This is a genomic window from Streptomyces sp. NPDC018964 (genome assembly GCF_044390325.1).
GTDB lineage: Bacteria > Actinomycetota > Actinomycetes > Streptomycetales > Streptomycetaceae > Streptomyces.
This window is the reverse complement of the sequence record NZ_JBIRYZ010000007.1, coordinates 48,456-74,980: the sequence shown is the minus strand read 5'-3', so window position 1 is coordinate 74,980 and position 26,525 is coordinate 48,456. Positions and strand designations below refer to the sequence as shown.

Here is a 26,525-nt window from a genome sequence, read left to right as displayed (position 1 = left end):
GACATCACCTCCGGTCCCGCGCCCAGCGCGGGACACGTCGTCGGGGAACCGCGGGCGTCGTCGGGGGAGCGGCCGCGGCGGGCGCCGCCAGCAGCGAGGCCGCCAGGGCCAGGTGCAGCAGGTACGGCGAGGCGTCGCCCAGCCCGGCCTCGGTGTACGACGAGATCGCCACGTAACTGATCAGGAAGATCGCGCAGGCCCTCGGCAGCGACGGCGGCCGCAGCAGCGCGACACCGCCCAGCACGGCGACGAACGCCGCCACGACGGTGATGCCGGCCAGACCCTGCTCGTGGTAGACGGCCAGCCAGCTGTTGTCGATGGGCAGTCCGTCGAACGACTTGTCGCCCAGACCCGTGCCGAGCAGCTTCTCCGTGGCCGTCCGGGGTGTCGCCAGCAGGGCGTCCCAGACCTTGGCCCGGCCGGTGAGGCTGGTGAAGTTCTCCTCGGTCTGCCCGCGCAGGAACCACGCCCGCAGCGCGGAGGCGAACCCCACCGCGGCCACCGCGGCGACGAGCACCGCCCAGGCGAAGAACCGGCGGGCGGCGGCGCTGGTCAGGACGAGCGAACCGATCGCCAGCGTCAGCCCGACGAGCAGGCCCACCGTGGCCGTCCGGGTGTGGGTCAGCGCGAGCACGGCGAGCGAGGGCACGACGACCACCGCCGCACCGGCCCGGTCGGTCCGGCGGCCCAGGACGAGCAGCACGGTGAGCCCGATGATCACCGCCGAGTACTGGCCGATCTGCGGCGGGGTGAGCGGCCACAACGCGCCGACCAGCCGCCCGCCGTAGAACTCGGGCATGGCCGTGCCCGGCGAGACGGCCAGACCGGCCACCGCCGACCCGAGCACCACGAAGTACATCCGGATGTGGTAGCGGACGAACGTCAGGCCGCCGTCCCACCACCGGGTGAGCAGCCACAGCGTGCCGACGAAGACGGCCAGCCGGGCGCAGCGGAACAGCGCGCCGGGCCCGGACCCGGGGTCCGCGCTGGAGATCACGCTCGGCACCAGCAGCAGGGTGAGCAGGAACACGAAGGCGCTGGCCCTGACGCGCAGCGGGCGGTTGAGCACGAGCGCCAGCGCGAACGCGGCACCCAGCGCGCCCATGGTGACCAGCTGGATGAGGGAACGGGGCAGCGGGACGATGGTCTGCGCCCCGGTGGAGCCGAGCGTGTTGAGGCCCAGCAGCGCCCAGACGATCCCGACGGTCCTCGGCGTGCCGGCGGGGAGCGGACCGGCGCCGGGCCGCGTGCCCGCCGTGTCCGCCGCGCCCGACGGCCCGCCGCGCATCGGTGTCCTGTCCATCTCAATCACCGGCCCGCGGGCGGAAGGTGCTGCCCTCGTCCTGCCGGTACGGCGCGGCCTGCCACCGCCCGTGGTCGATCACCCGGCTCGGGTCGTGGACGACGAAGTTCCACGTCCCGGCGTAGACGTTGTCGTGCCAGCGGTTGTGCTGCTCGAGGGTGATCGCCTCGGCCACCCGGTCGCCCTTGTACGGCGACCAGTCCGGGTAGGTGCCGTAGTTGGCCAGCACCGCCATGCGGTCGCACCGCACCGTGCACCCGACGACGGACTTGTCCAGTACGAAGCGGTTGTCGTGGATGTCCACCCGCTGGGTCTTCCACCGGCAGTCGGCGTGGAGCGGCGCGGTGGCGATCGCCGGCTGCGCGCAGCGGTCGGTGTCCTCCACCAGCAACGTGCAGTCACCGGACGAGGTGTTGGCCGGGCTGTTGCAGAACCGGTCGGCGTTCTCCCACAGGGTGATCCCGTTCCAGTTGTTCTCCAGCACGTTCCGGTGGACGTCGATCCTGTCGGTGCGGGCCCGCACCCGTGGTTCGCCGCCGGCCTCCGACAGGTAGACGGTCGCGTACGGGAAGGTGTCGCCGCGCTCGGCGGACCTGCGGCCCTCGACCCAGTTGTTCCGCCGGATCATGTTGTTCCGGATGACCGCGTTGTAGCTGATCTCGTAGATCAGCGCGGCGCCGTCGTTGGCCTCGAGCACATTGCCCTCGATGCGGAAGTCGTTGTTGTTGGTGTCCGCCCACAACCCGGGTCCGCGGTTGTCGTGCACCCAGTTGCCGCGTACGTCCGCCCCGTCGACGGCCCAGAACTTGGCGCCCCCCGTGCAGCCGCAGCCCGGCTTGCGCCTCTCCCAGTCGTCCCTGTTGTTGTCCGTGATCTCGTTGCCCTCGACCACCAGGCCGCCGATGCCGGTGGACTTGTACGCGTTCAGGCCGTACTGGCCGTTGCCGCGCAGGCAGTTGCCGCGGACCCGCTGGCGGTTGCCGGCCATCATCCCGGCGCCGGAGTTGTATTGGATCCTCGTGTCCTCGATCACCCATCCGTCGGCCGAGCCGGAGTTGACCACGCCCTCGTCGTGCGGGGCGACGAAGTGCTGCACGGTCAGGTGGCGGACGGTGACGTCGCGGGCATCGCCGCCGAACGCGTACTGGCTGGTCCTCCCGCCGTCGAGCACCGCGCCGGGTGCGCCGAGGTAGCGGTTGCCCTCCTTGGGGACGACCTGGGCGTAGCGTTCCGGCGCGAGCCGGTGCGTGCCGGGACGGAGCCAGAACGTGGTGCGCGCGGGGCTGCTCTCGGTCTTCGCGGCCAGGTCACCGACGACCGAGGGGTCGACCGTCACCGCGCCCGGCGGCGCCTTCGCCGGACCGGCCGCGGGCTTCGCGCACACCCGGGCCGCGGCCGTGGACGGCGCACCGGTCGGCTCCGGCCGGGCGTCGTCCGGCGTGCCCGTACAGCCGGTCACCGCCGGCAGGACCAGCGCCAGCGATGCGGCCGGTAACGCCCAGTGCCGCCGTTCGATCCCCACGCGCCCCCCTAGCCGTGGAATCCGAGGACGGTGGTGAACTTCTCCGTGCCGTCGGTGGAGCCGGTGCCCACCAGCGTGGTGGCGGGTTCCCTGCGCCCGAAGCCGGCGGAGTACCAGCCCAGCGGCGGGTCGCTCTCGCCCCGGTGCGCCCGCCAGGACAGCTGCCCGGGCAGGTCGAGCACCGCGGAGCGCTCCTCGCCGTCCCGGGTCCAGGTGAGCCGCGCCCGGTTCCCCGCCAGGTCCGCGGTGACCGCCGGGCCGAGGTGGAACGCCAGGCGCACGGCCCGGTGCGGGCCGCGCACCTCGTCGACCACCCTCAGCTCCCGGCTCGCGGCCGCCAGCTCCACCCGGCGGCGGTGCACGGAGGGCCGGTAACCGTCGTGCTCGGCGCACCAGTGGGCCGGCCCGCCGTCGGGGGAGCCGGCCGTGTCCACGGCCAGGACGCGGCTGCGGGCGTGCCGGGTCCACAGGAACGGGCCGCCGGAGACGGACTGGTCACCGCCGTCCAGCTCCAGGGTGTTGTGGCCGAGGGTCGACCGGAAGTACCGCCGCCACTCGGGCTGCCCGTGGTAGCAGAACGTCCCCGGGTCGGCGAGCACGTCGACCCCGTCGTGCCGGACCTCCACGGACAGCGCGTCCGCGTGGGCGTGCGCGGCGATGGACAGGAACCCGTGCGGGCCGCCGTCGCAGCGGCACCAGATCTCCCCCGGGCCGCGCAGGACGGTGAGCCCCGCGTCGGCGAAGTGGGCCGGTCGGCTCGCCGGGCGGGTCACGGACGGTCCGGCGGGCTTGACGAGCGCGGCCAGCAGCGGGGTGCGCACATCGGTGCCGGTCACCTCCGGCCACCAGTCGAGCCGGCCGAACACGGCGTCCCCGGTGGCCAGCAGCGAGGCCCAGCGGTCGGTGCCGGCGCCGTCCACGACCAGACCGTGCCCGTCGTCCGCGTCCCCCTGGCGCGGTGGCCGCAGCCGGCTGTCCACGACGGCCGCGAGCGCGTCCGTCATCCGCAGCAGCACCAGCCGGACGGTCGCGGGAACCGGCACGCCGGCCGCGTCCGCCTCGGCCACCGCGGCCAGGCCGAGCTCCAGCACCAGACCGTGGTACTCGGTGGCCAGCTCGCGGTTGAGGCCGGAGAGGAACGTGTTGCCGCGCAGGTGCCGGTCCAGCGACCGCAGCGCGTCGGCCCGCAGGCGCGCCGAGTCGGGGAACCACCCGAACGCGCAGGCCGCGGCGAACTGCCCGGCGGCCTCGGCGATGACGTGGTTGTTCGCCGAGGACCCCCGGCTGGGGAAGGCGGCCAGCCAGCGCTGGTGGTGCCAGATCTGGTCCAGCGCCACCGGGTTGTCCTCGAACAGGGCGGCCGCGCCCGGCCAGCCGTCGAGCAGCCGGCGGATCCACACCCAGGACAGCAGCCGGATTCCCAGCTCGATGCCGCTGACCCAGTGCACCCCGCGCAGCGGCGGGTTGGCCGCCCACCACGACCGCAGGTGTCCGGCCACCCGCTCGGCGTACCGCTCGTCCCCGGTGACCGCGTAGGCGGTGGAGAGCACGGTGAGGTACTGGTGCCGGGACGGCTCCCAGATCTGCTTGATGTCCCCGACCGCGTCCTCGTCCCGGTACGGCACGTCGAACGCGTAGCCCTCCGGAGCCCGGCGCCCGGTCTTCGGGTCGTACCACCAGTCCGGGTCGGCCAGGTCGTCGCGGACCACCCCGAAGTACTCGGCGTGCCCGGCCATCAGCCGGTCCGCCTCGGCGACGAGGCGCTTCGCGGCGTCCGGCGGCACCGCGGCGACCGTCCCCGCGGGCAGGACCGCGGTGAACCGGGCGCCGGTCACGTCCGGTCGGTCCGGCGGCGCCGACCGCCACCGCCGTCTGCGCACCGCGTCGCCCACCCGGCCGACGGCCTCCCGGGGCCCCATCCGGGACAGCCGCCGCAGGTACCAGCCCGCGCTCATGCTCATCGCGCCTCCGCCAGCGTCACCGGCGCGTCCCCGGCCAGAGAGGCCCGTACGGCGAGGGTGGCCGCCGTGGTGGCGACCAACGACCGGAGCGGCACCGGCATCGGCCCGCCGGTCCGTACGGCCTTGACGAACGCGGCCAGTTCGGCGTTCTGGCCCTTGTCCCGGGCCTGAGGCAGCCGCGAACTGACCCACCGCTTGCGGCCGGCCCCCCTGTCCGCGAACACCGAGGCGCGGACGAAGTCGTCGAGCCGCAGCACCCTGCCGTCCGCGAGGAGGTCCAGCGTCTCCTTGGGGAACCCGGACGATCCGGTGGTGACGTAGCTGATCGTGGCGGTGGACCCGTCCGGGTAGCGCAGGACGACCTGCAGGTCCTCGTTGCCGGACGGGGCGACCGCGTACACCGAGACCGGGTCGGCCTCCAGCAGCCAGCTCGCCGTGTCGATGAAGTGCCCGCCCTCACCGGTGAACCGCGAGCCCTCGGTGCCCTGCCGGAGGTACCAGCTGCCGTGGTCGAGACGGCCCGCGTTGACCAGGTAGCGCAGGCTCGCCGGACCGCTGCGGGCACCGAACCGCTTCCTGGCCTCCTGGAGCAGCGGCGCGAACCGGCGGTTGAAGCCCACCTGCAGCCGGTCGTTGCCGGACTCCTCCACCGCGGCGAGCACCCCGGCCAGTTCGTCCTCGGTGAGCGCCAGCGGCTTCTCCACGAACACCGCCTTGCCGGCCAGCAGCGCCTTCCGGGTCAGCTCGGCGTGCGAACTGTGCCGGGTGACCACGAACACCGCGTCGACGGACTCGTCGCCCAGCACGGCGTCGAGATCGGTGGTGGCCGCCGCGAAGCCGAACTTGCGCTGCGCGTTGGCACCGGACAGCGCCGTCGTGGTGACGACCGTCGACAACTCCACGCCGTCGCGCCGCGCCAGGTGCGGCAGCAGCATCGACGACGCGTAGTTGCCCGCGCCGACGAACGCGAGGCGCACCGGCGTTCCCGCGGCCCGCACCGGACCCCGCTTCACGTCCACGGCGGGCACGGACACCACCGGCGCCTGCGCCTCGGCCGCCTGCCCGGGGTACCGGAACAGCACCGCCACGGCCTTCAGTTCGCCGTCCTTCAGGCTCCGGTAGGTCTCGACGGCGTCGTCGAAGTCGGCGACGTGGGAGACCAGGGGCTCCACGTCGACGCTGCCGCGGGCCATGAGGTCGAGGAAGCACGCCAGGTTGCGGCGCTCGGTCCAGCGCACGTAGCCGATCGGGTAGTCCCGCCCCTCGAGCTCGTACTCCGGGTCGTAGCGCCCGGGCCCGTACGAACGGGAGAACCGGACGTCGAGCTCCTTCTCGTAGTACGCGTTCCACGGCAGGTCCAGGCGGCACTTGCCGATGTCGACGACCCGGCCCCGGTCCCGGCTCAGCCGGGCGGCCAGCTCCACGGGCTGGTTGCTGCCGCCGCCGGCGGCCAGGTACACCTGGTCCACGCCGTGCCCGTCGGTGAGCTCGGCGACGGCACTCTCCACGGCCGCGGAGGCGGGATCGCCGCAGGCCGCCGCGCCCAGACGTTCGGCGAGCTCGCAGCGCGCCGGGTCGGGGTCGGCCCCGACGACCCGCACCCCCGAGGCGGCGAGGAGCTGCACCACCAGCTGCCCGATCAGCCCGAGGCCGACGACCAGCGCCACCTCGCCGAGCCGCGACTCGCCCTGCCGGACGCCCTGCAACGCGATCGACCCGACGGTGCCGAAGGCCGCGTGCCGGGGCGCGAGGCCGTCCGGCACCGGGACGTAGAGGTTCCTCGGCACCCAGTTCAGCTCGGCGTGCAGCGCGTGCTCGTTGCCGGCGCAGGCCACCAGGTCGCCGACCTTCACGTCGTCGATCCCCGCGCCGACCTGCTCGACCACCCCGCACAGCGAATAGCCCAGCGGCGTGTAGGAGTCCAGCTTGCCCATCACCTTGCGGTAGGTGGCGGGCACCCCGTTGACGGCCACGCTCTGCACGACCTTGGCCACCTGGTCCGGCCGGGAGCGTGCCTTGCCCAGCATCGACATGCCGGCCTCGGACACCTTCATCAGCTCGGTCCCGGTGGAGATCAGCGAATAGGCGGTCCGGACCAGCACACCGCCCGGCTTGCACCCCGGCACCGGCACGTCGAGCACCGCCAGCTCGCCGCTCTTGTAGTTCTGTACGACCTGCTTCACGCGAACTCCCCTGATTCCTAAGCCGTCAACCGAGTGCTCTGACCGGACCCGGAGGTCGCGTCGCGATACCAGTACTCGAGGGTCAGCACATGCCACAGATGCTTGGAGAAGTCCCGGTGCCCGGCGGCGTCCTCGGCGACCATCCGCGCCAGCGCGTCGCGGCGCAGGAACCCGGAACCGACGAGCAGACCGTCGTGCACCACCTCGCGCACCAGCGGCGCCAGATCCCGGCTCATCCAGGCCCGCAGCGGGGCGCTGAACAACCCCTTGGGCCGGTACACGATCTCCCGGGGCAACACCGAGACGGCCGCCTCCTTGAGGACGGCCTTGCCCTGCCGTCCGACGATCTTGCGGTCGCCGGGGAAGGCGAACGCCGCCTTCACCACCTCGACGTCCACGTACGGCACCCGCACCTCCGTCGACGCGGCCATGCTGGACCGGTCCGTGTACGCGAGGTTCAGGCCCGGCAGGAACATCCGGGCGTCGCCCAGGCACATGCGGTTGACGAAGTCGTCGAGGTCGTTGTCCCGGTAGGTGTCCGCGTGCTCGGTCAGCACGTCGTCGACCGCCCCGGCCAGGTCCGGGTCGACCAGGGCGAGCAGCTCGTCCCGGTCGTACATGGTGTAACTGCGCCGGAACGCCGTCTCCTCCGGCAGATCGGCGAAGGAGAGGAACCGCTTCGCGAAGCGCACCGACCGGTACCCCCGGCGGGACGTGGCGACCGGCAGCCGGTTCACCGCCGCGGACACCCCGCGCCGCAGGGGACGCGGGACGCGCTGGTAGCGCAGCGCGAGCAGGTTGGCCAGGTGCTTGCGGTACCCGGCGAACAGCTCGTCGGCGCCCATCCCCGACAGCATCACCTTGACCCCGGCCTCCCGCGCGGCCGAGCAGATCAGGAACGTGTTGATGGCGGCGGGGTCGCCGATCGGCTCGTCCAGGTGGTACGTCATCCGCGGCAGCAGGTCGAGCACGTCCGGGGCGATCTCGATCTCGTGCAGGTCGACGCCGAACCGCCCGGCCACCTGCCGGGCGTAGCGCAGGTCGTCCGGCATCGCCTCGAACCGGGCGTCCTCGGCGCGGAACCCGATCGTGTAGGCGGAGATCCCCGGTTGGTGACGGGCCGCCAGCGCGGTCAGATAGCTGGAGTCGAGGCCGCCGGAGAGGAAGGTCGCCACGGGCACGTCGGAGAGCAGGTGCCGCCGGGTCGACTCCTCGACGATCGCGGCCAGGTCCGGCCGCTCGCCGGCCAGGGCCCGCTCCCGGCCCTCGGCGGCGACGTCCCGCAGATTCCAGAACCGGCCGCGCTCCACCCGGCCGTCGGGCCGGCACCGCAGCCAGCTCCCCGGCGGCAGCTTCTCCGCCTCGCGGAACGCGCACCGCGAGTCCGGCACCCAGTAGTACAGCAACGAGGCCACCAGCGCCGCACGGTCCACCTCCAGCGACCCGCCGGTCGCGGCGGCGAGCGCCTTGAGCTCGGAGGCGAACACCAGACCCGTGCCGCGCCGCAGCAGGAACAGCGGCTTGATGCCCAACTGGTCGCGGGCCAGCACCAGTTCACCGGTCCGCTCGTCGAAGACCCCGAACGCGAACATGCCGCGCAGCCGGGGCAGACAGTCCGTGCCCCAGCGCCGCCAGGCCTCGAGCAGCACCTCGGTGTCGGAGGTGCCGCGGAAGCGCACCCCTGCGGCCGTCAGCTCCGCGCGCAGCTCGGGCGCGTTGTACAGCTCGCCGTTGTACGTCAGGACGAGGCCGTCCGAGACCATCGGCTGGGCGCCGGTGCCGGACAGGTCGATGATGGCCAGCCTGCGGTGCCCGAGGTGCACCTCGCCGTCACCGGCGGGATGGCTGTACCGGCCCGCCCCGTCCGGTCCGCGGTGGGCGAGGGTGTCGGTGAGCCGGTCGGTCACGGCCTTCCCGTCCGGCCACCGGTACGTGCCTGCGATGCCACACATGTCCTACCGCGCCTCCTGGTCGCTGTCCGGGACCCGTGCCGCCGGCATCGGCAGCCGCTCCGTCCGTGGCCGTCCCTCCCGCACCGCCTGGACGGCGTGCGGGGCACCCCCACCGTTCTGCCGGGCCGGCCGCTCGCCGTGGCCGCGCGGCGCGGCGTACGGCCCGTCCCACAGCGTGCCGTCGGTCCGGTCCCGCGGGTCGGGGTCGATCAGCACCACGCCGGTCACCGTGATGCGCTGGTCCGCGAGCTGCCGTGCCACGGTGTGCAGCCACGCGGCGCTGCCGTGCCCGGCCCGCACGACGAGCACGGTCCGGGTGCCGAGGTACCGCAGGTCGGTCCACGCCGTGCCGGGTGCCACCGAGCCGACGCCGATCCGGCGCTCCCGCGGCGGCACGGAGGCGGCGCGCTCTCCGCCGACCACGGCCGGGTCACCCGGCTGCGGGCGGCGGCCGGCGAGCTGCGGTCCGGGCAGACCGTCGACGACGGTCACCGGCCCGTCCGCCGCCAGTTCCCGGGCGACGTCCACGGCGATCACGCTCGCGTCGCGCGCACAGCCCAGCTCCAGCAGCGACACCGGTTCCGCGGAGCCGCGCACGGTGCGGGCCAGGGACACGGTGAGCCGTGTCCGTGCCGCCCGGACCCGTCGGCGCCGCCACGTCCCGGCCGGCCCGCGGCGCGCACGGGGCAGCTCCGCGATGACCGAGGCGCCGAGGTTCGCCGCGATCTCCCGCCGCAGCACGGGGCGGTCCGCCACCACCGCGCCGACCGCGGCCACCGCGAGCCCGAGGGCGAGCCCGAGGACGAGCCCGATCGCTGCGTCGGTGGCGACGGTCCCGGGCAGGGAGTGCCGCACCGCGCGCGGTGCGTCCACGATCTGCGTGCCGGCGACGAGCCGGGGCGTGCCCATGCGCGCCTCCGCGGCACGCTGGTCGAAGTCGGCGATCCGCGAGGTGAGTTCGGCCCGGCGGGCGAAGAGCGACTCGAGGTCCGCCGACGCCGTCGGGTCGGTCTGCGGCGGTCCGTCCCCGATCGCCTCGTTGACCTCGGCGAGATCCTTCCGCATGCGGTCACGCTGCGCGAGCAGGCTCTTGGCCTCGGCGTTCGCGGCTTCCTGGATCCGCCGCACATGGTCCGCGACGAACGCGTCGGCCAGCGCCCCGGCGCGGGCCACCGCCTCCGCCTCGCTGTCACCCGACACCTCGATCTGCAGCAGGTTGTTGGTCAGGCCGGTGCCCCGGTAGTCCCGCATGAAGTCCTCCGGGCTCTCCGTGGAGCCGAGGGACCGCAGGGCCGCACCGGCGATCCGCGTGGTCCCCAGCAGCGCGACGTCGGTGCGGATCAGCGTTCCGGTGTCGTTCGGCTGGTCCTCCCGATGCGCGACCAGCACCTTGGTCACCGCGCTGGGCGGCGGCGGCAGCAGGACCGCCACCGCCGTGCCGGCCAGCAGCCCCAGCAGCGCCAGGGAGCACCACAGGCGGCGGCGCCTGCGCACCGCGGCCACCAGCGCCTGCAGGTCCAGCAGCGGAGCGGCGGCCGACGGCTCCGTAGTCCTGTTCGTCGTCACACCGATCCTCCCGTCGCCTGACCGTGAACCGCGAGTTCCGAAGCGGCCTCGTCGTCGGGAGGGGCGGCGGACCGTGCCGGACGGGCCAGGACGGTGCCTGCGACGACGACGCCGACGACCTCGTGCCCCGCGTCCGCGCACGCCTCCGCGACGCCGGTGAGCTCCCCCGCGGTCCAGCTGCCCGAGCTGAGCACGACCAGGGCACCGGACGCGTCGTCGTGGTCCGGCACCATCGGCCGGGAGACCGGGACCTCCACCGTCCGCAGCAGCGGATCGCTCCCGGCCTCGGCGACGAGCCGCCCGGCGGCGCGGTGGGCGATCTCGTCGCCCTCCGGGACGACGACCAGCAGCCGCCGGGGGGCCGGCAGCCGGTCCCGGAGGCGGGCGCACACCCGCCGGTAGCGGATCCGTCTGCTGGCCTCGTCGCCGGACGCCTGCGGGGCCGGCAGGTCCCACCGGACGTCGGCGCCCAGCAGCCGGCGGATCCGGGCCCACGGGCCGCTGCCCCCCGGCCGGCGGGCGGGCCGCTCGCCGGGTACGTCGACGGCCCCCAGCAGCACCGAGCCCAGCGCCGCGGCGATCTCCGCTTCGGTGCGCAGCCGGCGGCTCATCCGCGCGGCGGCGAGATGACCGATGACCGAGAGCAGGAAGGACAGCAGCGCCCCGGCGACGACGAGCTGCGTCCTCGTCGGCGGTGCCTCACCGGCCGGCCGGGCCGCCGGCCCCATGACGACCAGGCCGGCCCTGTCGCTCGCCGGATCGGCCTCGTCCAGCTTCTTCACGGCCTCCAGCAGCGCGGTCCGCAGCTTCTCGAGCTCGGTGCGGACCTGCACGCTCTCGACGGTCCGCCCCGGATCGGCCGCCTCGGCCAGATCGGTGATGCGGCGGTTGGTCTCCTCCACCTTCTTCCGCAGCGCCTCCGGCCCGGCCGCCGATTCGGGGTCGTCGCCGGTGAGCCGCGCGGCGAAGGCGACGAACTGCCCGGCCGCCTCGTCGGAGAGCCGCTGCGCATGTTCCGGGGTGTCGGCCGTGCCCGAGATCTTGATGATGTTCCCGTCGGCGACCTCGGCGTTCACCCGGTCCCGCAGCTCTCCGCCGCCCGCCCCGTTTCGGCCGAGCGCGGCGGCCGTGCGGTCGATCACCACCGAACTGGTCGCGATCTCCGCCTGGGTCAGCAGCTCGCGCTCCTCCCACGCCCCCGGCAGCAGTACCGACGCCGACGTCGTGTACCGCGGCGGGAACAGCAGCGAGGCGCCGTAGCCGACGAGTGCGCCCAGCACGGCGAGGACGGTGAGGAGCCGCCAACGCCGACGGATGATCCGCCCGATCGTGACCAGGCGTATGGTGTCATCGCTCAACGACGCGGCCTTCTCCCTGCCCGGTACGGGGTGCCCGCCGACACCGGAGCGCGGTCGCGGCAGGCGGCGGCGTAGGCGGCGAGCAGCGACGCCTGCGAGTTCCGCCAGGAGAGCGGCCCGTTGATCCGCTCCTGGCCGGTCTTGCCCATCTGCGCCCGCTTCTCCGGATCGTCCATCAGCATCGCGATGAGCCGGGCGAACTCGGCCTCGTCGTCGGCGGGCGCGTAGACGGCGGCGTCACCGGCGGAGACCCGTGCCTCCTTCAGCTCGAACGAGACGACCGGCCGGCCCATCACCATGTACTCCAGGACCTTGTTCATGGTCGACACGTCGTTGAGCGGATTGCGCGGGTCGGGGGAGAGGCACACGTCCGCGGTGGACAGGTAGCGCACCAGGTCGGCGTCCGGAACGCGTCCGGTGAACTGCACCTGTTCCGAGAGCCCGAGCCGCCGGGACAGCTCCACCATCGCGTCGAAGGTGTCGCCGCCGCCGACGAACACCGCGTGCCAGTCGGTCCGCCCGACCTCGTCGCGCAGTTTCGCGAGGGCCCGCAAGGCGTAGTCGACGCCGTCCTGCGGCCCCATGACGCCGAGGTAGCACAGCAGATGGGGCTTGCCGCGCTTCAGCTCCGGCTCCGGTGGTACGGGGTGGAACCGCTCGGTGTCGGGCGCGCTGCGCACCACGAAGACGTCCTCCGGCCGCTTCCCGCCGCGGCGCACCGCGACGTCCCGGTAGCTCTCGTTGGTGGCGAGCACGACGTCCGCGGCCCGGTAGGTCCGCCGTTCCAGCGCGCACACGGCGCGGTGGAGCAGGTCCTCGCCGCGGCCGAACCGGGAGAGGTACAGCTCGGGCACCAGGTCGTGCTGGTCGAAGACGAACCGCGCGCCGTGCCGCTTCAGCCACAGGGCCGGCAGGAACAGCAGGTCGGGCGGGTTGCAGGCGTGGACCACGTCGACCGGGCCGACCTTCCGGGCCAGCCGGAACGTGTGCCACAGCGCCGATCCGTACTCCCGCAGGTAGCCGGCCGGCCCTCCGGTCGCCGCGCGCAACGGGTAGCGGTGGATCCGCACCCCGTCGATCTCCGCCTCCGGCTCCGTGTCCCGCTTGTTCCCCCGCGGGCAGATGACGTGCACCTCCCAGCCCGCGTCGCGCAGCGTTGTGCACTCCTGCCACACCCGCCGGTCGAACGGCACCGACAGGTTCTCCACCAGGATCAGCGCGCGCCGGCCCGATCCGTCACCACTGATCATTTCACCAGGCAAGGCCCACGTACCCCGGTTCGGCCCGGCGCGCCTCGGCGTCGGGAAGGCGGACGAGATCGATGATCACCGGGCCGTCGCCGTGCGGCAGCGCCGACAGCACGGCCGGGTCCCTGGTCCCGACCAGGCACACCTCGGCGTGCTCGAGCACCTCGTCGACGGAGTCCGCGAGCAGTTGCGCGAGGTGCGGCAGCCGTGTCTCGACGTACTCGCGGTTCGCGCCGAGCAACCGGGACAGGCTCACGTTGGCGTCGTGGATCCTCAGGTCGTACCCCTTGCCGAAGAGCCGCTCGGCCAGCTCGACGAGCGGGCTCTCGCGGAGGTCGTCGGTGCCGGGTTTGAAGGACAGCCCGAACAGTCCCACCCGGCGCCTGCCGGTGCGCTCCACCAGCTCCACCGCGCGCTGCAGGTGGTCGGCGTTGGAGGGCAGTACGTGGGAGAGGATGGGCACCGAGACGTCGGCCCGCCGCGCCGCGTGGACCAGGCTGCGCAGGTCCTTGGGCAGGCAGGAACCGCCGAAGGCGAAGCCGGGCCGCAGGTAGGCGGGGCTGATGTTCAGCTTGCGGTCGGCGAGGAACACGTCCATCACCTGGTGCGAGTCCACGCCGAGTGCCTGGCAGACCGCGCCCAGCTCGTTCGCGAAGCCGATCTTGAGGCCGTGGAACGCGTTGTCCGCGTACTTGATCGCCTCGGCGGTCGGGACCGGCACCCGGAACACCTCGCCGGGCAGGCCCTCGTACAGCCGTGCCACCACGTCGCCGCTCGCCGGGTCGAGTTCGCCGATGACGGTCTTGGGCGGGTCGAAGAAGTCCCGCACGCTGGTGCCCTCGCGCAGGAACTCCGGGTTGACCGCGACCCCGACGTCCACCCCGGCCGTGCCGCCGACGTACTTCTCCAGGATCGGCACCAGCAGGTTCAGGCAGGTGCCCGGAAGCATGGTGCTGCGGAACACGACGGTGTGCCGCCCGCCCCGCTCGGCCAGCGCGGCGCCGATCTGTTCGGTGACCCGCTCCAGGTACGTGGTGCACAGGCTGCCGTTGGGTTCCGAGGGCGTGCCCACGCAGACCAGCGACACCTCGCTGTCCATGATCGCCTCGCGGACGTCGTCGGTGGCGCGTAACGCCCCGGTCCGCACGACCTCGGCGGTGAGCTCGCCGATCCGCTCCTCGACCACCGGGGCCTTGCCGTTGTTGACCAGGTCGACCTTCACCTGGTTCACGTCCACCCCGATGACCTCGTGGCCCATGCTGGCCAGGCACGCGGCCGACACGCAGCCCACGTAGCCGAGCCCGAAAACGCTGACTCTCATGTCCCGTTCCTCCCCCCAGGCAGGCCCCGTCGGCCTGCGGTCCGCGCGGCCGGACGCCGCCCCCCGCGCATCAGTAGGCCCCCTGCCCGTGGAGCACCGCACGCAGCGTCTTCCACAAGATCACCGTGTCCAGGGCGAGCGACCAGTCCTCCACGTACCGCAGGTCCAGACGGACCGTTTCCTCCCACGACAGGTCGCTGCGTCCGCTGATCTGCCACAGGCCGGTGAGTCCGGGCTTGACCAGCAGCCGCCGCCGGATGTCCGGGCCGTAGGCGGCGGACTCCTCCGGCAGCGGAGGCCGCGGACCGACGAGCGACATCGATCCGGTGAGCACGTTGAACAGCTGCGGGAGCTCGTCGACCGAGTACCGGCGCAGCACCGCTCCCACCCGGGTGACCCGCGGATCCCGGCGGAGCTTGAACAGCAGGCCGGCGCCCTCGTTGAGGTCGGCCAGCCCGGCGCGTTCCCGGTCGGCCCCGGCGACCATGGTGCGGAACTTGAACATGGTGAACTCGCGGCCGTCCTTGCCGACCCTGCGCTGGCGGTAGAACGCCCCGCCCCGGCTGTCCGCCACCACGAGCAGCCCGACGAACACCATCAGCGGCGCGAACAGCACCAGCAGGATCGCCGCGCCCAGGCGGTCGACGACCCCTTTGACCGCCCGGCGGCCCCCGGTGAAGGCCGGCATGCTGACCCGCAGCAGCGGGATCCCGAGCACCGCGTCGATGTGCAGTCGCGGGCCGGCCACCTCCATCAGCACGGGGGCCACGACCATGTCGGCGTCGCTGCCCTCGAGGTTCCAGGCCAGCCGCTGCAGCCGGTCCGGTGACCAGTGCGGGTCCGGTGTGACCGCGACGACACGGTAGCCGTCGCGGCGGACGTGATCGGCCACGTCCGACAGCCGGCCGACGACCGGTACTCCGTCCAGCCGGTCACCGTCGGGACCGAGACCGTCCCCCGTGCACACCGCGTCCACCCGCCAGCCGAGGTGCGGGAACTTGCGGGTCCGGGTGATCAGGTCGCGCACGGTGGCCGGGCTCCCGGCGGCGAGCACCGGTCTCAGGCACCGTCCTTCCTTGCGCTGCCGGTGCAGTCCGAGGCGCAGCACGTACCGCGCGGTCATGGTGACGAGCGCGATCGCGGGGACCGCGACGAAGATCCAGAGCTTGATGTTGCGCGAGGTGAGGGCGATCCCGCCGAGCGCCAGGACGACGGTCGCCGCGAACAGCGAGCGTCCGAGCCGGCGGAACTCCTCGGCGCCCTGGCCGAGTACGGCCGGAGCCCACGACCGGCTCACCGCGAGCGTCCCCAGCACCAGCAGCCAGGTGCCGAAGGCGAGGATTCCCCACTTCTCGTGCCAGTTGGCCGCGTCCCGGGCCCCGAAGAAGTTACCGATCGCCGCGACCACGAAAGCCGTGGTCACGGTATCGCTGGTGATCACGGTACGGCGGTACCGCTGTTCCCACTCGATCGCGGGTCTGCTGATGGTCCCGTTCGCCGGACGACCGTTCGCCGACGGAAACGGGCTGAGTAATCCCCCTTGCCGCACAGAACCCCCCAGGTCCCCAGTGGTTCGACGTGTTCCCCTGACACCGTTTCTCCACCCGGGAGGCCCCCGCCTCCCGTGCCGCGCCGTTCCTCCCCCCGGAAGGCTCCCGCTCCCGCGCATGACGTCCCGGCTGTTCCGCGACTACGTGAACAACCCACCCCGGCGACGGCGGACTCGCCTGTCCTGCCGGACTCCCGAGGCGCGCGGGAACCCGTCGGAACCCCGGGCGCTCCCCGCACCCAAAGCCCTTCGAAATCCGAGAATCGATCACCCCCACGTCCGATGCCGGGGCGTGACCACCGGCTTTCCGTGCACCGGACTTAAAGATCGTTACCGACCGCCTCATGGCTGATCGGCTGAAGCAAGGTCAATCTAGACCATGAGAGCCGTTATGAAGAGGGGTTGTGTGGAATTTGTGTTCATCCTTGGGGCTGGATCCACCGATCGGTGACTGCCTGCGGGGCCCCGTGGCGGTACCGCGCGTTCCGGCGGGTCGGGTTCGACGCCGGCTTTCCGCTGGTCGTGCGCTGCGGCGGTGCGTGCCACGAGGCCGGCCCGGACGCTGACGGAGGGGGAGCGGGCAAGGGCGGCCGGTGCCCGAGGCGCGCGTGATCGGAACGTCTCCGCGCGCGTACGCCGTTCCGGTGATCCGTCGCCGGACGCGGACCTCATCGTCCTCTCCGGGCGCGAGGCGACGGCCCTGCCCGGCTCGGGGCGGTCCGGGCGTGCGACGCGCGAGGGCCCGCGTGCCGGCCGGACGGCCGGCAGGGCACGCCCGACACGGCGGGCGCCGTGTCCCCGAGGGCCGCGCCCGTCCGGCTCGACGCCGCAGGAGCCGAACGGACGGCGCGCTGGACGGCCGCGCTCGCCACCCGGCCGACCGACCGGCCCGGACGCCCCGGCCCGTACGAGGCCCTCGGCCGCCCGGCCGCCGGCTCCGCACTCCCCGTGGCCCGGCGCCGCGGCATCCCTTCCGGCGACCTGGGGGGCGTCCTCTTCGGCCGCGGCCTCACGGGGCGCGCCGACGGCCTCTGCCGGGCCGGTGCCGGCGAGCGGGACGGCTCGGTACGGACGTACGACACGGTGGAGGAGAGCGGCCGTCCGCCGATCGTCCTCACGCCGCAGGCGCGAATGGCAACTGATAACCGTTTCCACCTGTAGATTCGTCCGTGCCCGCGGACGGACGAGGAACGGATGAGGTGGCGCGAGCGATGGGCGTGAGCATGGAGACGGCCAGGATGTGGGTGGAACGCTGGGAACGGCAGCAGGAGCGGTACGCGGTGGACCGCGAGGAGCGGTTCTCCGTGATCGCGGACGTCGTCGAGCACACCACCGCCGGCCGTGCCCGCCCCCATCTGCTCGACCTGGGGTGCGGCCCCGGCTCCCTGGCCGCCCGGCTCGCCGCCCGCTTTCCGGACGCCGAGATCGTCGCCGCCGACATGGACCCCCTGCTGCTGGAACTGGGGCGGACGCACCACGCCGACGCCGCTCGCTACGTCGACACCGTCATCGGTGAGGAGGGCTGGAACCGGGCCCTCGGACTGGAACGTCCCCTGGACGCCGCCGTCTCGACGACCGCGCTGCACTACCTGCCCGAGCCCGCGCTGCTGCGCACCTACCGCTCTCTGGCGTCCCTGCTGCGCCCCGGCGGTGTCCTCGTGAACGGGGACCACTTCCCGCCGGACGCGCCGGAGTGCTCGGCCCTCACCGCCCACGTGGGCCGTCGCCGGTCGGAGCGTACGGGCAGCCGCACGCGGGAGGACTGGCGGTCCTGGTGGGACGACGCGGCCCGGGACCCCGAACTGGCCGACCTGTTCGACGAACGCGGGCGGCGCCGGGCGGCCCGCACCGTGAGCGGGGGCGACGCGAGGGTGACGGCGCACCGTCACTCCGAACTGCTGCGCCGGGCGGGCTTCGCCCATGTCGTACCGGTCTGGCGGTTCGGTGACAGCGCCGTGCTGGTGGCGGTCATGGACGGCGCGCCCGGAGTCCGGGCTCCCGCCGGGACGTGAGCCCGCGGGGGAGGGAACCGCTCGTGCCGCGCCCGTGGTGCCGTCCGCGGCGCGCGAGGAGAAGCCCGTGCGCCCCCGTCCGGCCGCGCGGAGAACCGTACGAGCGGCTGATCTCCGGACGTGAGTACCTGCGCTGTCATGGATCGATGCCCGCATCATCCCGATAAGATCCGTTTTATGATCGGCTCAGGAAGGCTCCGGCGCCGCCATCGTCCGAAGGGTGGCCGGCGGGAGGTCGTGCTGCTGTCACCGGTGGTCGTCACCGTCCTCATCGCCGGCCTGGCGTTCTCCACTCCCAGGGAGATCGCCTTCAGCCGCCTGCTGCCCGCGGCACCCGCCCTCGCCGCCGCGCTGTGGCCCGTGCTCCCGACGGTCCTGCTGGGCACGTTCTGCCTGCTGATCATGATCGGCCTCAGCTTCGTCCACTCCGATCTGGGGACGCCGTACACGGCCGCCGCGATCGTGGCCGTCACCTTGACGGCCGCGTACGCGAGCCATCTGCGACTCCAGCGGGAGGAGACGCTCTTCCAGGTCCGGCTCGTCGCCGACGCGGCCCAGAAGGTGCTGCTGCGGCCGCTGCCGCACCGGGTCCAGGACGTCGAGATCGAGTCGCTGTACCTGGCGGCCCAGGAGCAGGCCCGGATCGGAGGCGACTTCTACGAGGCCGCCGACACGCCGTACGGGGTCCGGCTGCTCATCGGCGACGTGCGGGGCAAGGGCCTGTCGGCGGTGGGGGTCGCCTCCGCGGTGATCAACTGCTTCCGGGAGAACGCGTACGACCAGCCCGACCTCAAGGCCCTCATCCATCGGCTCCAGACCACCATGTCCCGCTACAGCGCCGCGGTCCCCGCCGACGACCAGGCGGAGCACTTCGCCACCGTCCTGATCGCCGAGATCCCGCACGGCGGCGGGCACGTCAGCATCCTCAACTGCGGGCATCCGCCCCCGGTGTTCGTGCGCGGCGGGGAGATCCACGTTCTCGAGCCCACCCTCGCCTCGACCCCCCTCAATCTCTCGGCACTCCTGGGAGACCACTACCATGTGGACACCGTCGCCTTCGTCCCCGGCGACCGACTGCTGCTCTACACCGACGGCGTGACGGAGACCCGCGACCGGGCCGGCGCGTTCTTCCCGCTGGCGGACTGGGCGCGGCGGTACAACCAGGCGCCGCCCCGCGAGCTGCTGGACCGGCTGCACGCGGACCTGCTCCACTACGCGGGCGGAAGGCTCGAGGACGACATCGCGGCCCTCGCTGTGCGCCGGCGGGCGGAGGCCTGACCGGGGACCAGGGCTGCCGCGGCGGCACATACGCGTTGCGAAGCCCCCTCGGGGCGTGAGCCGCCCACCACGCGGTACCCCGCCGAACACCCCGAGGACCGCGGGGTCTGCGCGGGGCGCCCGGCCGGCGAGCCGCGTGGAAGGATGTCGACCGTGACCGGATCGCCTTCCTGATCCTGTCGCCGAGGGCACGCCTCGGAACCACGGCCCGGGGCCGCGTGCCGCCGTGCTCGCGCACCTCGTCGCTCACGGTGATCCGGCCTTCGCACGTGCCGAAGCGGCCACGCGCCCGTCGACCAGCTCCTCCAGCCCTACGGTTCACAGGGCAGCCGATGACGAGCCGCACGGCACCACCGGACCGTCTCCCTTCAACATGCGGACCTTCAACGGGAGATGAGAACCGGGGGCCTCTGTTATGGTGCGCCGATGCCAACGATCAAACAGTTCCAAGTCACCTTCGACTGCGCGGAACCCGAGCGCGTCGCTCGTTTCTGGTGTGAGGTTCTGGGGTATGTCACGCCTCCGCCCCCGAAGGGGTTCGCCACGTGGGACGACTTCCATCGCTCGCGGCCGGCTGAGGAACGAGGCGCGTGGTTCGCGTGCAGTGATCCCTCGGGTGTGGGACCGCGACTGTACTTTCAGCGCGTTCCCGAAGGCAAGGTCGTCAAGAACAGGGTGCACCTCGACGTGCGGGTCGGCACCGGGCTCGTGGGCGAGGAGCGCCTCGCCACGCTCGAGGCCGAGTGCGCGCGACTGGTCGCGCTCGGCGCGGTACACGTGCAAACGCTGTACGCCGATGACGACAACGAGTCGTGCATCCTGATGCAGGACATCGAGGGCAACGAGTTCTGCCTCGACTGAGCGTCCTTCGGCCCCGGCTCCCGGACGGCCTTCCCGCCGCGCGTACGGGAACGGGGCCGGCGCACTCGCGCCGCCACGTCGGGGAAGCGGGGCGAGCACCCCTGCCGTCGGCATCCGGACACCCTCACCCACACCGACGAGGGCATCCGGGCAGCCACCGCCGTACGCTCCCGCACCCTCGGGACCGGCGCGCCGCTCCTCTCCCGGTACGTGGAGACCGGAGGCGCGGGCGCGCCGACGGACGAAGGCGTCCAGGACCACCGCGCGGTACACTCCGCCGTCAGTCGAAGACGTCCAGGAGGTCCGTCCAGGAACCCGCGTCGTCGGCGGGGCGGGACCGCATCGGGATCGGATGCGGGTAGGTCTCCGCCGCGGCTCTCGCGCGGACGACGTCGGGCCCGCCGCACGCCGCGACCGCGAAGGAACCGAAGACCTCGGCGAACGCGGCCGGGTCGCGGATCTCCATGCCGAACGCCCGGCCGTCCCGCAGCGGCACCCACACCACCCGTTCCGACCGCGGCCATTCCGGCACCGGCCGGTCGTCCGCGGTCGACCGCCCCTCCAGCCACAGCCGCGCCACGTGCAGCAGGTTCACCTCCTCCATCGGCAACCGCTTGCGCCGCACCCGCAGTTCACGCGTCGTCAGCTCCATGCGCTGGTTCTTCCGCGGGTACCAGACGGCACCGATCCCGCACGGCACCCACAGCAGGATCCCGATCAACGGCCAGGCCAGAGCGTCGCCCCAGGACCGGAGCAGCCCGCCGTCCAGCAGGTACAGGACCCCGAAGACCAGAACCCACTTCGCCGTCATCCGCCAGAACCCGCTGCCCTGCCGGTACAGGACCCGTCGCTTCCCCGCCATCACCATGCCCGTACGCTATCCGCCGCCCCGCGGCTCACCGTGGGCGCCCTTCGCCGCTCCCCGGCAGGCCTCGTCCCGGTCCGCCCGCCGCTCCGACGTCACCCGCCACGGCGGGCCGGGGAAGAGCACGCGCCCGCCGTCGTCCGGTACGACCATGGTCTCGACCGCGTTCCGCCTGCTCCTGCCGGACACGGACGAGCGGGGCGAGGAGCCGGTAGGTGAAGGCCGGTTCGTACTTCGGCCCCTCCCGTCGCCCACGGGCGACTCCGTGGCGCGGGCGGGTTCCGCGACCGACCCGCCCGGATGCCGGAGCGACAGCCCGCGGGAGGCAGGACGGGACACGGCCGCGCGGGCCTGTCCGGTCTTCACCCGGTCCCTCACCCACGACGCCGTTCCGCGCGGAGCACCACGAGGTGGGGGAGGCGTTCCGGCGGGCGGTTCCCCCTGCTCCGCCACGGCCGCGGGGCGGCGGTCGGCGCCGGTCGCACGGCCGCACCCCGTGAACACGGCCCGTGCACCGGGCGTGCGCGGGCCTTCAGGAACCTGCGTGGGCCTTCAGGAACCGGAGACGCGGTGGCGTCCGGAGTCGCCCCGCTCCGGTGTCCGCGGCCGTGCCTCGGGGGAGCGGACGTCGGCCAGGGTGGTGGCCAAGGCCTGCCAGATGTGGGTCGCCAGGTCGAGGTTCCCGGACTCCGTCGCCTGCCGCCCGAGCCGTTGCAGGGCGGCGACGCCCTCGTCGGCGCGGCCCGCCAGGATCATCAGCCGGCCGTCGAGGACCGACAGCCGTACCCGGTCACGGTAGGAGAGGCGCAGGTCCTCCTCGGCGAGCAGGGTCCCGCTGAGGGCCCGGGCGTCGTCCAGCCGGCCCTGATGAAAGGCGAGGTGGGCCTGGAGCGCCCGCAACTCCTGGAGCTGCAGAGGGGTGCCGATCAGGTGGAGGACGGAGGCGGCCTCGTCCAGCCAGCGCTCGGCGGCGGCCACGCCGGGCGGTGACATCTGCAGCGCGGCGGCGGTGGCGGCGGCCCGCAGCCGGGTCCACAGGGTCAGGTCGTCCTTGCCCTTCAGCAGGCCCAGGGCGGTGTCCAGCCTGGCCCGGGCGGTCGCGTCGTCCCCCTGGCGGTTGCTGACCACGGCGGCCGTCCACAACGCCTCGGCCGCCTGGGCGGAGGTGGCCACCGGCAGCAGGTCCCGCTCCAGTTCGGCGACGTGCCGGCCGGCCGTCTCCAGTCTGCCGAGTTCCGTCTCGATGCTGATCAGCACCATCAGGGCGGCCAGGGTGTCGGGCACGCCCAGTTCCGCGGCGCGGGCGACGGACAGCGCCTCCACGGCGGCCGGTTCGGCCGTGCACATGTCGCCCAGGGCGCGTGTGCAGCGGGCGTACCGGACGCGCGACCTGGCCCGGAGTTCCGGTGCCTCCAACAGGTCGCTCAGCTCGATGAGTTCCAGCAGCCGCGTGCGCTCCAGCTCGTAGTCGCCGTCGTGTCCGGCGGCGCGGCTCAGCAGCCACAGGGCCTGCCAGCGGGCGGCGGGATCCTCGCCCGCGTCCTCCTCGACCGCGCGGCTGAGGGCCGCCGTGTCGTCCGCTCCGGGCGGCGCCGAGGCCACGGCGGCCAGTACCCCGGTCAGGGACCTGCCGTCCGGAGGGCCGGCCAGGGCGGACGTGTCGACGCCGAGCCGGTGGGCGAGGTAGGACACGGCGCGCTCGGTGGGACGCCGGTCACCGGACTCCAGACGTGACAGGTATCCCGTCGACATGCCTTCGCCGACGAGGCCGGCCTGACTCAGGCCCCGTGCCAGCCGGAGCCGCTTCAACCGGCGGCCGAAATGCGGCTGTTCGAGCATCTCCCCCTCTTGTTCCGTGACGCGGCCAACAGGTGTCGTGGCCCCCGCCTGCCCGGTCGGGCGCGTGGGTCGTCGCCACTCTATGAAGCCCGACAAGGGGCTACAAGCCGTTAAGCGCAGGTCAACTGGCCCTTGCGGAGGGGCGATCGGCGCCGCGGGAAGTGTTTGGATCGAGCTTCGCACTGCCCGAAAGCGGCCCGATCGCAGGAGAGTTGCCAGGTTGCCGAGGTCGCCTGGCAAACCCTTGCCACACGGGTTGCCGACCCTTAACATCGAAGGCGCCCCCTCGATGCGATCCCGTCTTCGTCATGTGGAGGTCTTCGTGCCGCGCAGCTCCCGACCGGGTCCCCCGCGCAGGCCGGGCGTACGGCCCGCCGGCCCGCCCGGTGGCCCTCCGGCAGGATCGGACACCGAGATCGAGTGGCCGTGACAACGTTATCCACGGCAGTCGGGTGCCGGCCGCCCCGGCGCCGCCGCCTCTGCTCACCCTGACCGACCCGGGAGTCCGGCGCCCCTCCGCCGGCCGACCCGGGGCGACGCGGACACCGGCACCGGCCATCGACGAGGTGGCACGCGCCGTCACCGGACGCCCGTCGACACCCAGGCACGGCGCACCGGTCCGCTCCGCGTCCGCTCACCCTTCCCGGCCCCACGCGCAGGAAGAAGGACGGTACGTCCGTGGCGACCACGAGTTTCCCCGACGCCTCACCCCGCAAGAACAAGAAAGCCGCCGCTGCGGCCGCCCCCGCCCGCCGTGCCCCGACCGGAGACGGCGCGCCGGGCGGCGCGGCCCCGGCGGATTCTTGCAGAGCCCACGTGTCCCCCGGGGACCTGGTCGTCACGGCCGCGGACCCCGAATTCGCCCGCCCCTTCGGACTCGGCGCCGACGACATATGCGGGTACGGCCTGCTCGACCTTCTCCGCTCACCCGTTCCCGCACGGCTGAGAGAAAGGTTCACCGCGCTTTCCTCGGGGAGCGTCCGGCGATTTCGGGAAAGGGTGACGGGCAGGGACGGCACCGGCCGGGATTTCCAGGCGGAAATCACCGGAGTCGCCGTCAGGAAACCTTCGGGGGACACGGCCGGCTTCATCGTCTTTCTGCGCCGGTCCGAAGGCGCGGTTTCCGCCGGACCCGTGCTCGACGCCCTCGACGCGCAGGTCCTGGAAGGTGTGGCGGGTGGTGAGTCCACAATGCAGCTGGCCTCCCGTCTCTATCTGAGCCGTCAGGGAATCGAGTACCGCGTCGGGCAGATGCTGCGGCGCTTCGACGTGTCCAACCGCCCCGCCCTGGTGGCGCGGGCGCACGCGCTCGGCATGTTCGCCGCGGGCCAGTGGCCCCCGCGCGTCCTCCCGGAACGCGTGCGGTAGCACGGGAGAGGACTCCTCGGGCCCGCGCGGCGGTTGTGGCGGTGACGCACCGCCACAACCGCCCTCGCGCGGACCCGGCCCCGGGAACCGGTGCCGGCGTCACGCCGCGGAGGGCTGCCACGCCTCCTGGAACCGGCGGCGGGCCCGGAACAGACGGGAGCGGACGGTGCCCACGGGCAGGGCGAGCACCTCGGCCATCTCCTCCTCGTTGAGCCCGTAGGCGCGCAGGGTGAGGACCTGCCGGTGCGCCCGGGACAGACGCTCCAGCACGTCGCTGATGTGCACCGCGTCCAGGGGGTTCGCCTCCTGCCGCGACTCCACCTCGACACAGCGGCGTTCCTCGCCGTAGCGCTTGGCGGTGCGGACGGCCTCGCGGACCGTCACCGAGCGCACCCAGCCGTAGAACGCCGCCGGTTCGCGCAGGGAACCCAGGCCGCGGTAGACGGCGAGCAGCGCCTCCTGCGTGGCGTCGGCACCGTCGTCGTGGGTGATGGACCTGCAGATGCGCGCGACGTAGGGCGTGATGCCGGTCAGCAGGCGGTTCATCGCGTGCTCGTCGCCCGCCTGGGCTCGGGGGAGCAGTGCCAGGGGGGAGGGGAGTTCGCTGACGGTGGTCATGTCGGGCAGCGCTTCCTTACGGCAGCCGGGCGGGGACGGGAAGGGCACAGGGGCCGTGGTCAGCCGGTGGCGGCGAGGGCGTCCCCGGGCTCCGCCGCGGTCGTGAAGCCGAGGAGCCCGGTACGCACGTCGTCGCGGAACGCCCGCATGAAGGACGGGCTGTAACAGGCGGTGGAGTGCGGGAACTCGATGGAGAGCCGACCCTCGAAGGAGACCACGCACGCCATGACGGGGCTGCGCCCCGCCTGCGGGAAGTAGTGCTCGCGGGCCGGCACCAGACGCACGTCGACCGCCCGCAGTCCGCTCGGCAGCCGCGGGCCGGGGACGACGCCCATGTTGGTGGCGATCACCGTGGCCAGTTGCAGAGCGGGGTTGCGCGGGATCTCCGGCGTGATGCGCATCTCGTGGAAGTGGTCGCCGCGGGAGAGGAAGTCGCTCAGGCGGGCGTGCACGGCACGGGCCAGCTCCAGCGGCTCGGACGCCTCGGACACCTCCAGGGTCTGCAGGTGGGTGGTGACCGCGGGCACCGGGACGGAGGCGGGCAGCGGAGGGGACAGCCGGGAGCGCAGGTCGACGGGGGAGAGGCAGCCGAGGGTGCGGGATCCGCCGCCGTCCAGGCGCCGCCGGGCCGTGGCCAGCAGTACCGCGGCGACCAGGGCGTGCACGGAGACGCCCGAGCCGCGCGCCGCCCGGCGCAGCCGCGAGGTGAGGTCCGCGTCCAGGGTCAGCCTGCGAACCTCGATGTGCCCGTCCGCGCCGGCGCCTTCGCCGGTGACGGCGTCGTACGGCACCAGCTCGACCGGATGCCGCCGGAGCTGTTCGAGACGGCCGTCGAGGTACTTCGCCGTGTCGGCGGCGTCGGCCTCGGGCAGCAGCCGGCTGACGGGCTCGGGCCAGCGCGGGAGGCCCGGACCGGCGGCCCCGGCGGCGGGCTCCCCGTCGACCAGCGCCCGGTAGCGGTCCCACAGCGCGTTGTGCAGCGCGATGCTGCTGTGGCCGTCGGTGACGGTGTGGTCCACCACCAGCAGGAACAGGTGGTTCTCACCGTCCGGCGCGCTGACCAGGACGGCACGGCTCAGCGGGCCCCCGACCGGGAGGGGCCTGTTCAGCTCCGCCGCGTAGGCCTCCTCCGCGTCACCGGTCCGGGCGACCAGCCGCGGCCGCTCGTCCTCACCGAGGACGCGCAGCACGTGACCCGCCCCGTCCCGCTCGATGCGGGACCGCAGCGGCGGGTTCGCCTCCGTCAGGGCGTCGAACGCGGCCGACAGCGCCGCGACGTCCACGGCTCCGCGCAAGGAGCAGGACAGGAAGGCCCTGCTCCTCTGGCCCACGTAGAGCGTCTCGACCGGACACAGCGCACGGTGCATGCCGTCAGCCTTCTTTCCGTCGTCCATTTCGGGTCCACGGCCCGCAATCGGTTTGTCGCCGCGGCTTTCCGCGGGGCGGCAGGGGCTTTTCGAGAGTGCACGGCGGAACACCGCCGAATCCAGCGGAGCGCACACAGCGGCGCGAAGTCGCGTGTTTTCCCTAAAAGTTGAGCCGGGGCGCGCACTCCCCGGCCGTGCGTTCTCCAGGGAAACCCCTGAATCGGCGTCCCGGGAGCCCGGATTCCTTGACCCGGCCGGTTCCGGTGCACCACCGTGCTGTGCCGTGAAACCGGGACGGGCGGCGTGCTTCCCCGCCCCGGCGTGCGGCCTCCTTTCCGCCCCGTGGGCCGGCCCG

Annotated in this window: 20 protein-coding genes and 1 pseudogene; 6 read left to right on the top strand and 15 right to left on the bottom strand. The window is 73.4% G+C overall.

The window, feature by feature from the left end; all coding sequences use genetic code 11:
• Positions 1-4: 4 nt before the first annotated feature.
• The 10 genes from ACH5AO_RS13875 to ACH5AO_RS13830 form a co-directional block, all read right to left on the bottom strand.
• Positions 5-1,303: an O-antigen ligase domain-containing protein gene (locus ACH5AO_RS13875; protein WP_398924469.1), complete on the bottom strand. Its 1,299-nt coding sequence runs from the start codon at positions 1,301-1,303 to the stop codon at positions 5-7.
• Between the two features lies 1 nt (position 1,304).
• The gene (locus tag ACH5AO_RS13870; protein WP_398924468.1) at positions 1,305-2,825 is read right to left on the bottom strand and encodes a right-handed parallel beta-helix repeat-containing protein; all 1,521 of its coding nucleotides are present in this window, start codon (positions 2,823-2,825) and stop codon (positions 1,305-1,307) included.
• An 8-nt stretch (positions 2,826-2,833) separates the two neighbouring features.
• A complete protein-coding gene (locus tag ACH5AO_RS13865) occupies positions 2,834-4,786 on the bottom strand; it encodes an alginate lyase family protein (RefSeq protein WP_398924467.1) in 1,953 nt (650 codons plus the stop codon).
• The gene (locus ACH5AO_RS13860) at positions 4,783-6,969 is read right to left on the bottom strand and encodes a bi-domain-containing oxidoreductase (protein ID WP_398924466.1); all 2,187 of its coding nucleotides are present in this window, start codon (positions 6,967-6,969) and stop codon (positions 4,783-4,785) included. The genes ACH5AO_RS13865 and ACH5AO_RS13860 overlap by 4 nt, the downstream gene beginning before the upstream one ends.
• Before the next feature lie 17 nt (positions 6,970-6,986).
• Entirely contained in the window at positions 6,987-8,921 is a 1,935-nt protein-coding gene (asnB, locus tag ACH5AO_RS13855; RefSeq protein WP_398924465.1) for an asparagine synthase (glutamine-hydrolyzing), read from the bottom strand.
• Between the two features lie 3 nt (positions 8,922-8,924).
• Positions 8,925-10,487: a Wzz/FepE/Etk N-terminal domain-containing protein gene (locus ACH5AO_RS13850; RefSeq protein ID WP_398924464.1), complete on the bottom strand. Its 1,563-nt coding sequence runs from the start codon at positions 10,485-10,487 to the stop codon at positions 8,925-8,927.
• Positions 10,484-11,845, bottom strand: a complete 1,362-nt coding sequence (locus ACH5AO_RS13845; RefSeq protein WP_398924463.1) for a Wzz/FepE/Etk N-terminal domain-containing protein — start codon at positions 11,843-11,845, stop codon at positions 10,484-10,486. Before ACH5AO_RS13845 ends, ACH5AO_RS13850 begins: the two co-directional genes overlap by 4 nt.
• Positions 11,842-13,095 carry a glycosyltransferase family 4 protein gene (locus tag ACH5AO_RS13840; protein WP_398924462.1) on the bottom strand — a complete coding sequence of 418 codons (1,254 nt, stop codon included), beginning with the start codon at positions 13,093-13,095 and terminating at the stop codon, positions 11,842-11,844. The genes ACH5AO_RS13845 and ACH5AO_RS13840 overlap by 4 nt, the downstream gene beginning before the upstream one ends.
• Position 13,096: 1 nt before the next feature.
• Positions 13,097-14,413 carry a nucleotide sugar dehydrogenase gene (locus ACH5AO_RS13835; RefSeq protein ID WP_398924461.1) on the bottom strand — a complete coding sequence of 439 codons (1,317 nt, stop codon included), beginning with the start codon at positions 14,411-14,413 and terminating at the stop codon, positions 13,097-13,099.
• Positions 14,414-14,483: 70 nt separating this feature from the next.
• Positions 14,484-15,962: a sugar transferase gene (locus tag ACH5AO_RS13830; RefSeq protein WP_398924460.1), complete on the bottom strand. Its 1,479-nt coding sequence runs from the start codon at positions 15,960-15,962 to the stop codon at positions 14,484-14,486.
• A 792-nt stretch (positions 15,963-16,754) separates the two neighbouring features.
• On the opposite strand from ACH5AO_RS13830, the gene ACH5AO_RS13825 reads away from it, so the two are divergent.
• The 4 genes from ACH5AO_RS13825 (at position 16,755) to ACH5AO_RS13810 (ending at position 20,113) form a co-directional block, all read left to right on the top strand.
• Entirely contained in the window at positions 16,755-17,123 is a 369-nt protein-coding gene (locus tag ACH5AO_RS13825; RefSeq protein WP_398924459.1) for a hypothetical protein, read from the top strand.
• A gap of 50 nt (positions 17,124-17,173) precedes the next feature.
• A complete protein-coding gene (locus ACH5AO_RS13820) occupies positions 17,174-17,974 on the top strand; it encodes a class I SAM-dependent methyltransferase (protein WP_398924458.1) in 801 nt (266 codons plus the stop codon).
• Positions 17,975-18,151: 177 nt separating this feature from the next.
• The gene (locus ACH5AO_RS13815) at positions 18,152-19,252 is read left to right on the top strand and encodes a PP2C family protein-serine/threonine phosphatase (RefSeq protein ID WP_398924457.1); all 1,101 of its coding nucleotides are present in this window, start codon (positions 18,152-18,154) and stop codon (positions 19,250-19,252) included.
• Between the two features lie 426 nt (positions 19,253-19,678).
• Positions 19,679-20,113: a VOC family protein gene (locus tag ACH5AO_RS13810; RefSeq protein WP_398924456.1), complete on the top strand. Its 435-nt coding sequence runs from the start codon at positions 19,679-19,681 to the stop codon at positions 20,111-20,113.
• A 280-nt stretch (positions 20,114-20,393) separates the two neighbouring features.
• Here the strand turns inward: ACH5AO_RS13810 and ACH5AO_RS13805 are convergent, their stop codons facing one another.
• The 3 genes from ACH5AO_RS13805 to ACH5AO_RS13795 form a co-directional block, all read right to left on the bottom strand.
• Entirely contained in the window at positions 20,394-20,981 is a 588-nt protein-coding gene (locus ACH5AO_RS13805; RefSeq protein WP_398924455.1) for a hypothetical protein, read from the bottom strand.
• A 9-nt stretch (positions 20,982-20,990) separates the two neighbouring features.
• Positions 20,991-21,167, bottom strand: coding sequence for a hypothetical protein (locus ACH5AO_RS13800; RefSeq protein ID WP_398924454.1), 177 nt, complete (start codon positions 21,165-21,167; stop codon positions 20,991-20,993).
• Positions 21,168-21,530: 363 nt separating this feature from the next.
• Entirely contained in the window at positions 21,531-22,817 is a 1,287-nt protein-coding gene (locus ACH5AO_RS13795; protein ID WP_398924453.1) for a helix-turn-helix domain-containing protein, read from the bottom strand.
• Positions 22,818-23,495: 678 nt separating this feature from the next.
• Between ACH5AO_RS13795 and ACH5AO_RS13790 the strand changes: the two are divergent.
• A pseudogene (locus ACH5AO_RS13790) lies at positions 23,496-23,909 on the top strand (LuxR family transcriptional regulator); the annotation flags it as partial.
• Between the two features lie 42 nt (positions 23,910-23,951).
• The gene (locus ACH5AO_RS13785) at positions 23,952-24,185 is read left to right on the top strand and encodes a LuxR C-terminal-related transcriptional regulator (protein WP_398924715.1); all 234 of its coding nucleotides are present in this window, start codon (positions 23,952-23,954) and stop codon (positions 24,183-24,185) included.
• A gap of 99 nt (positions 24,186-24,284) precedes the next feature.
• On the opposite strand, the gene ACH5AO_RS13780 is transcribed toward ACH5AO_RS13785, so the two are convergent.
• Positions 24,285-24,803 carry an RNA polymerase sigma factor gene (locus ACH5AO_RS13780; protein WP_398924452.1) on the bottom strand — a complete coding sequence of 173 codons (519 nt, stop codon included), beginning with the start codon at positions 24,801-24,803 and terminating at the stop codon, positions 24,285-24,287.
• A gap of 59 nt (positions 24,804-24,862) precedes the next feature.
• Positions 24,863-26,170, bottom strand: a complete 1,308-nt coding sequence (locus ACH5AO_RS13775; protein WP_398924450.1) for a condensation domain-containing protein — start codon at positions 26,168-26,170, stop codon at positions 24,863-24,865.
• Positions 26,171-26,525: the final 355 nt, after the last annotated feature.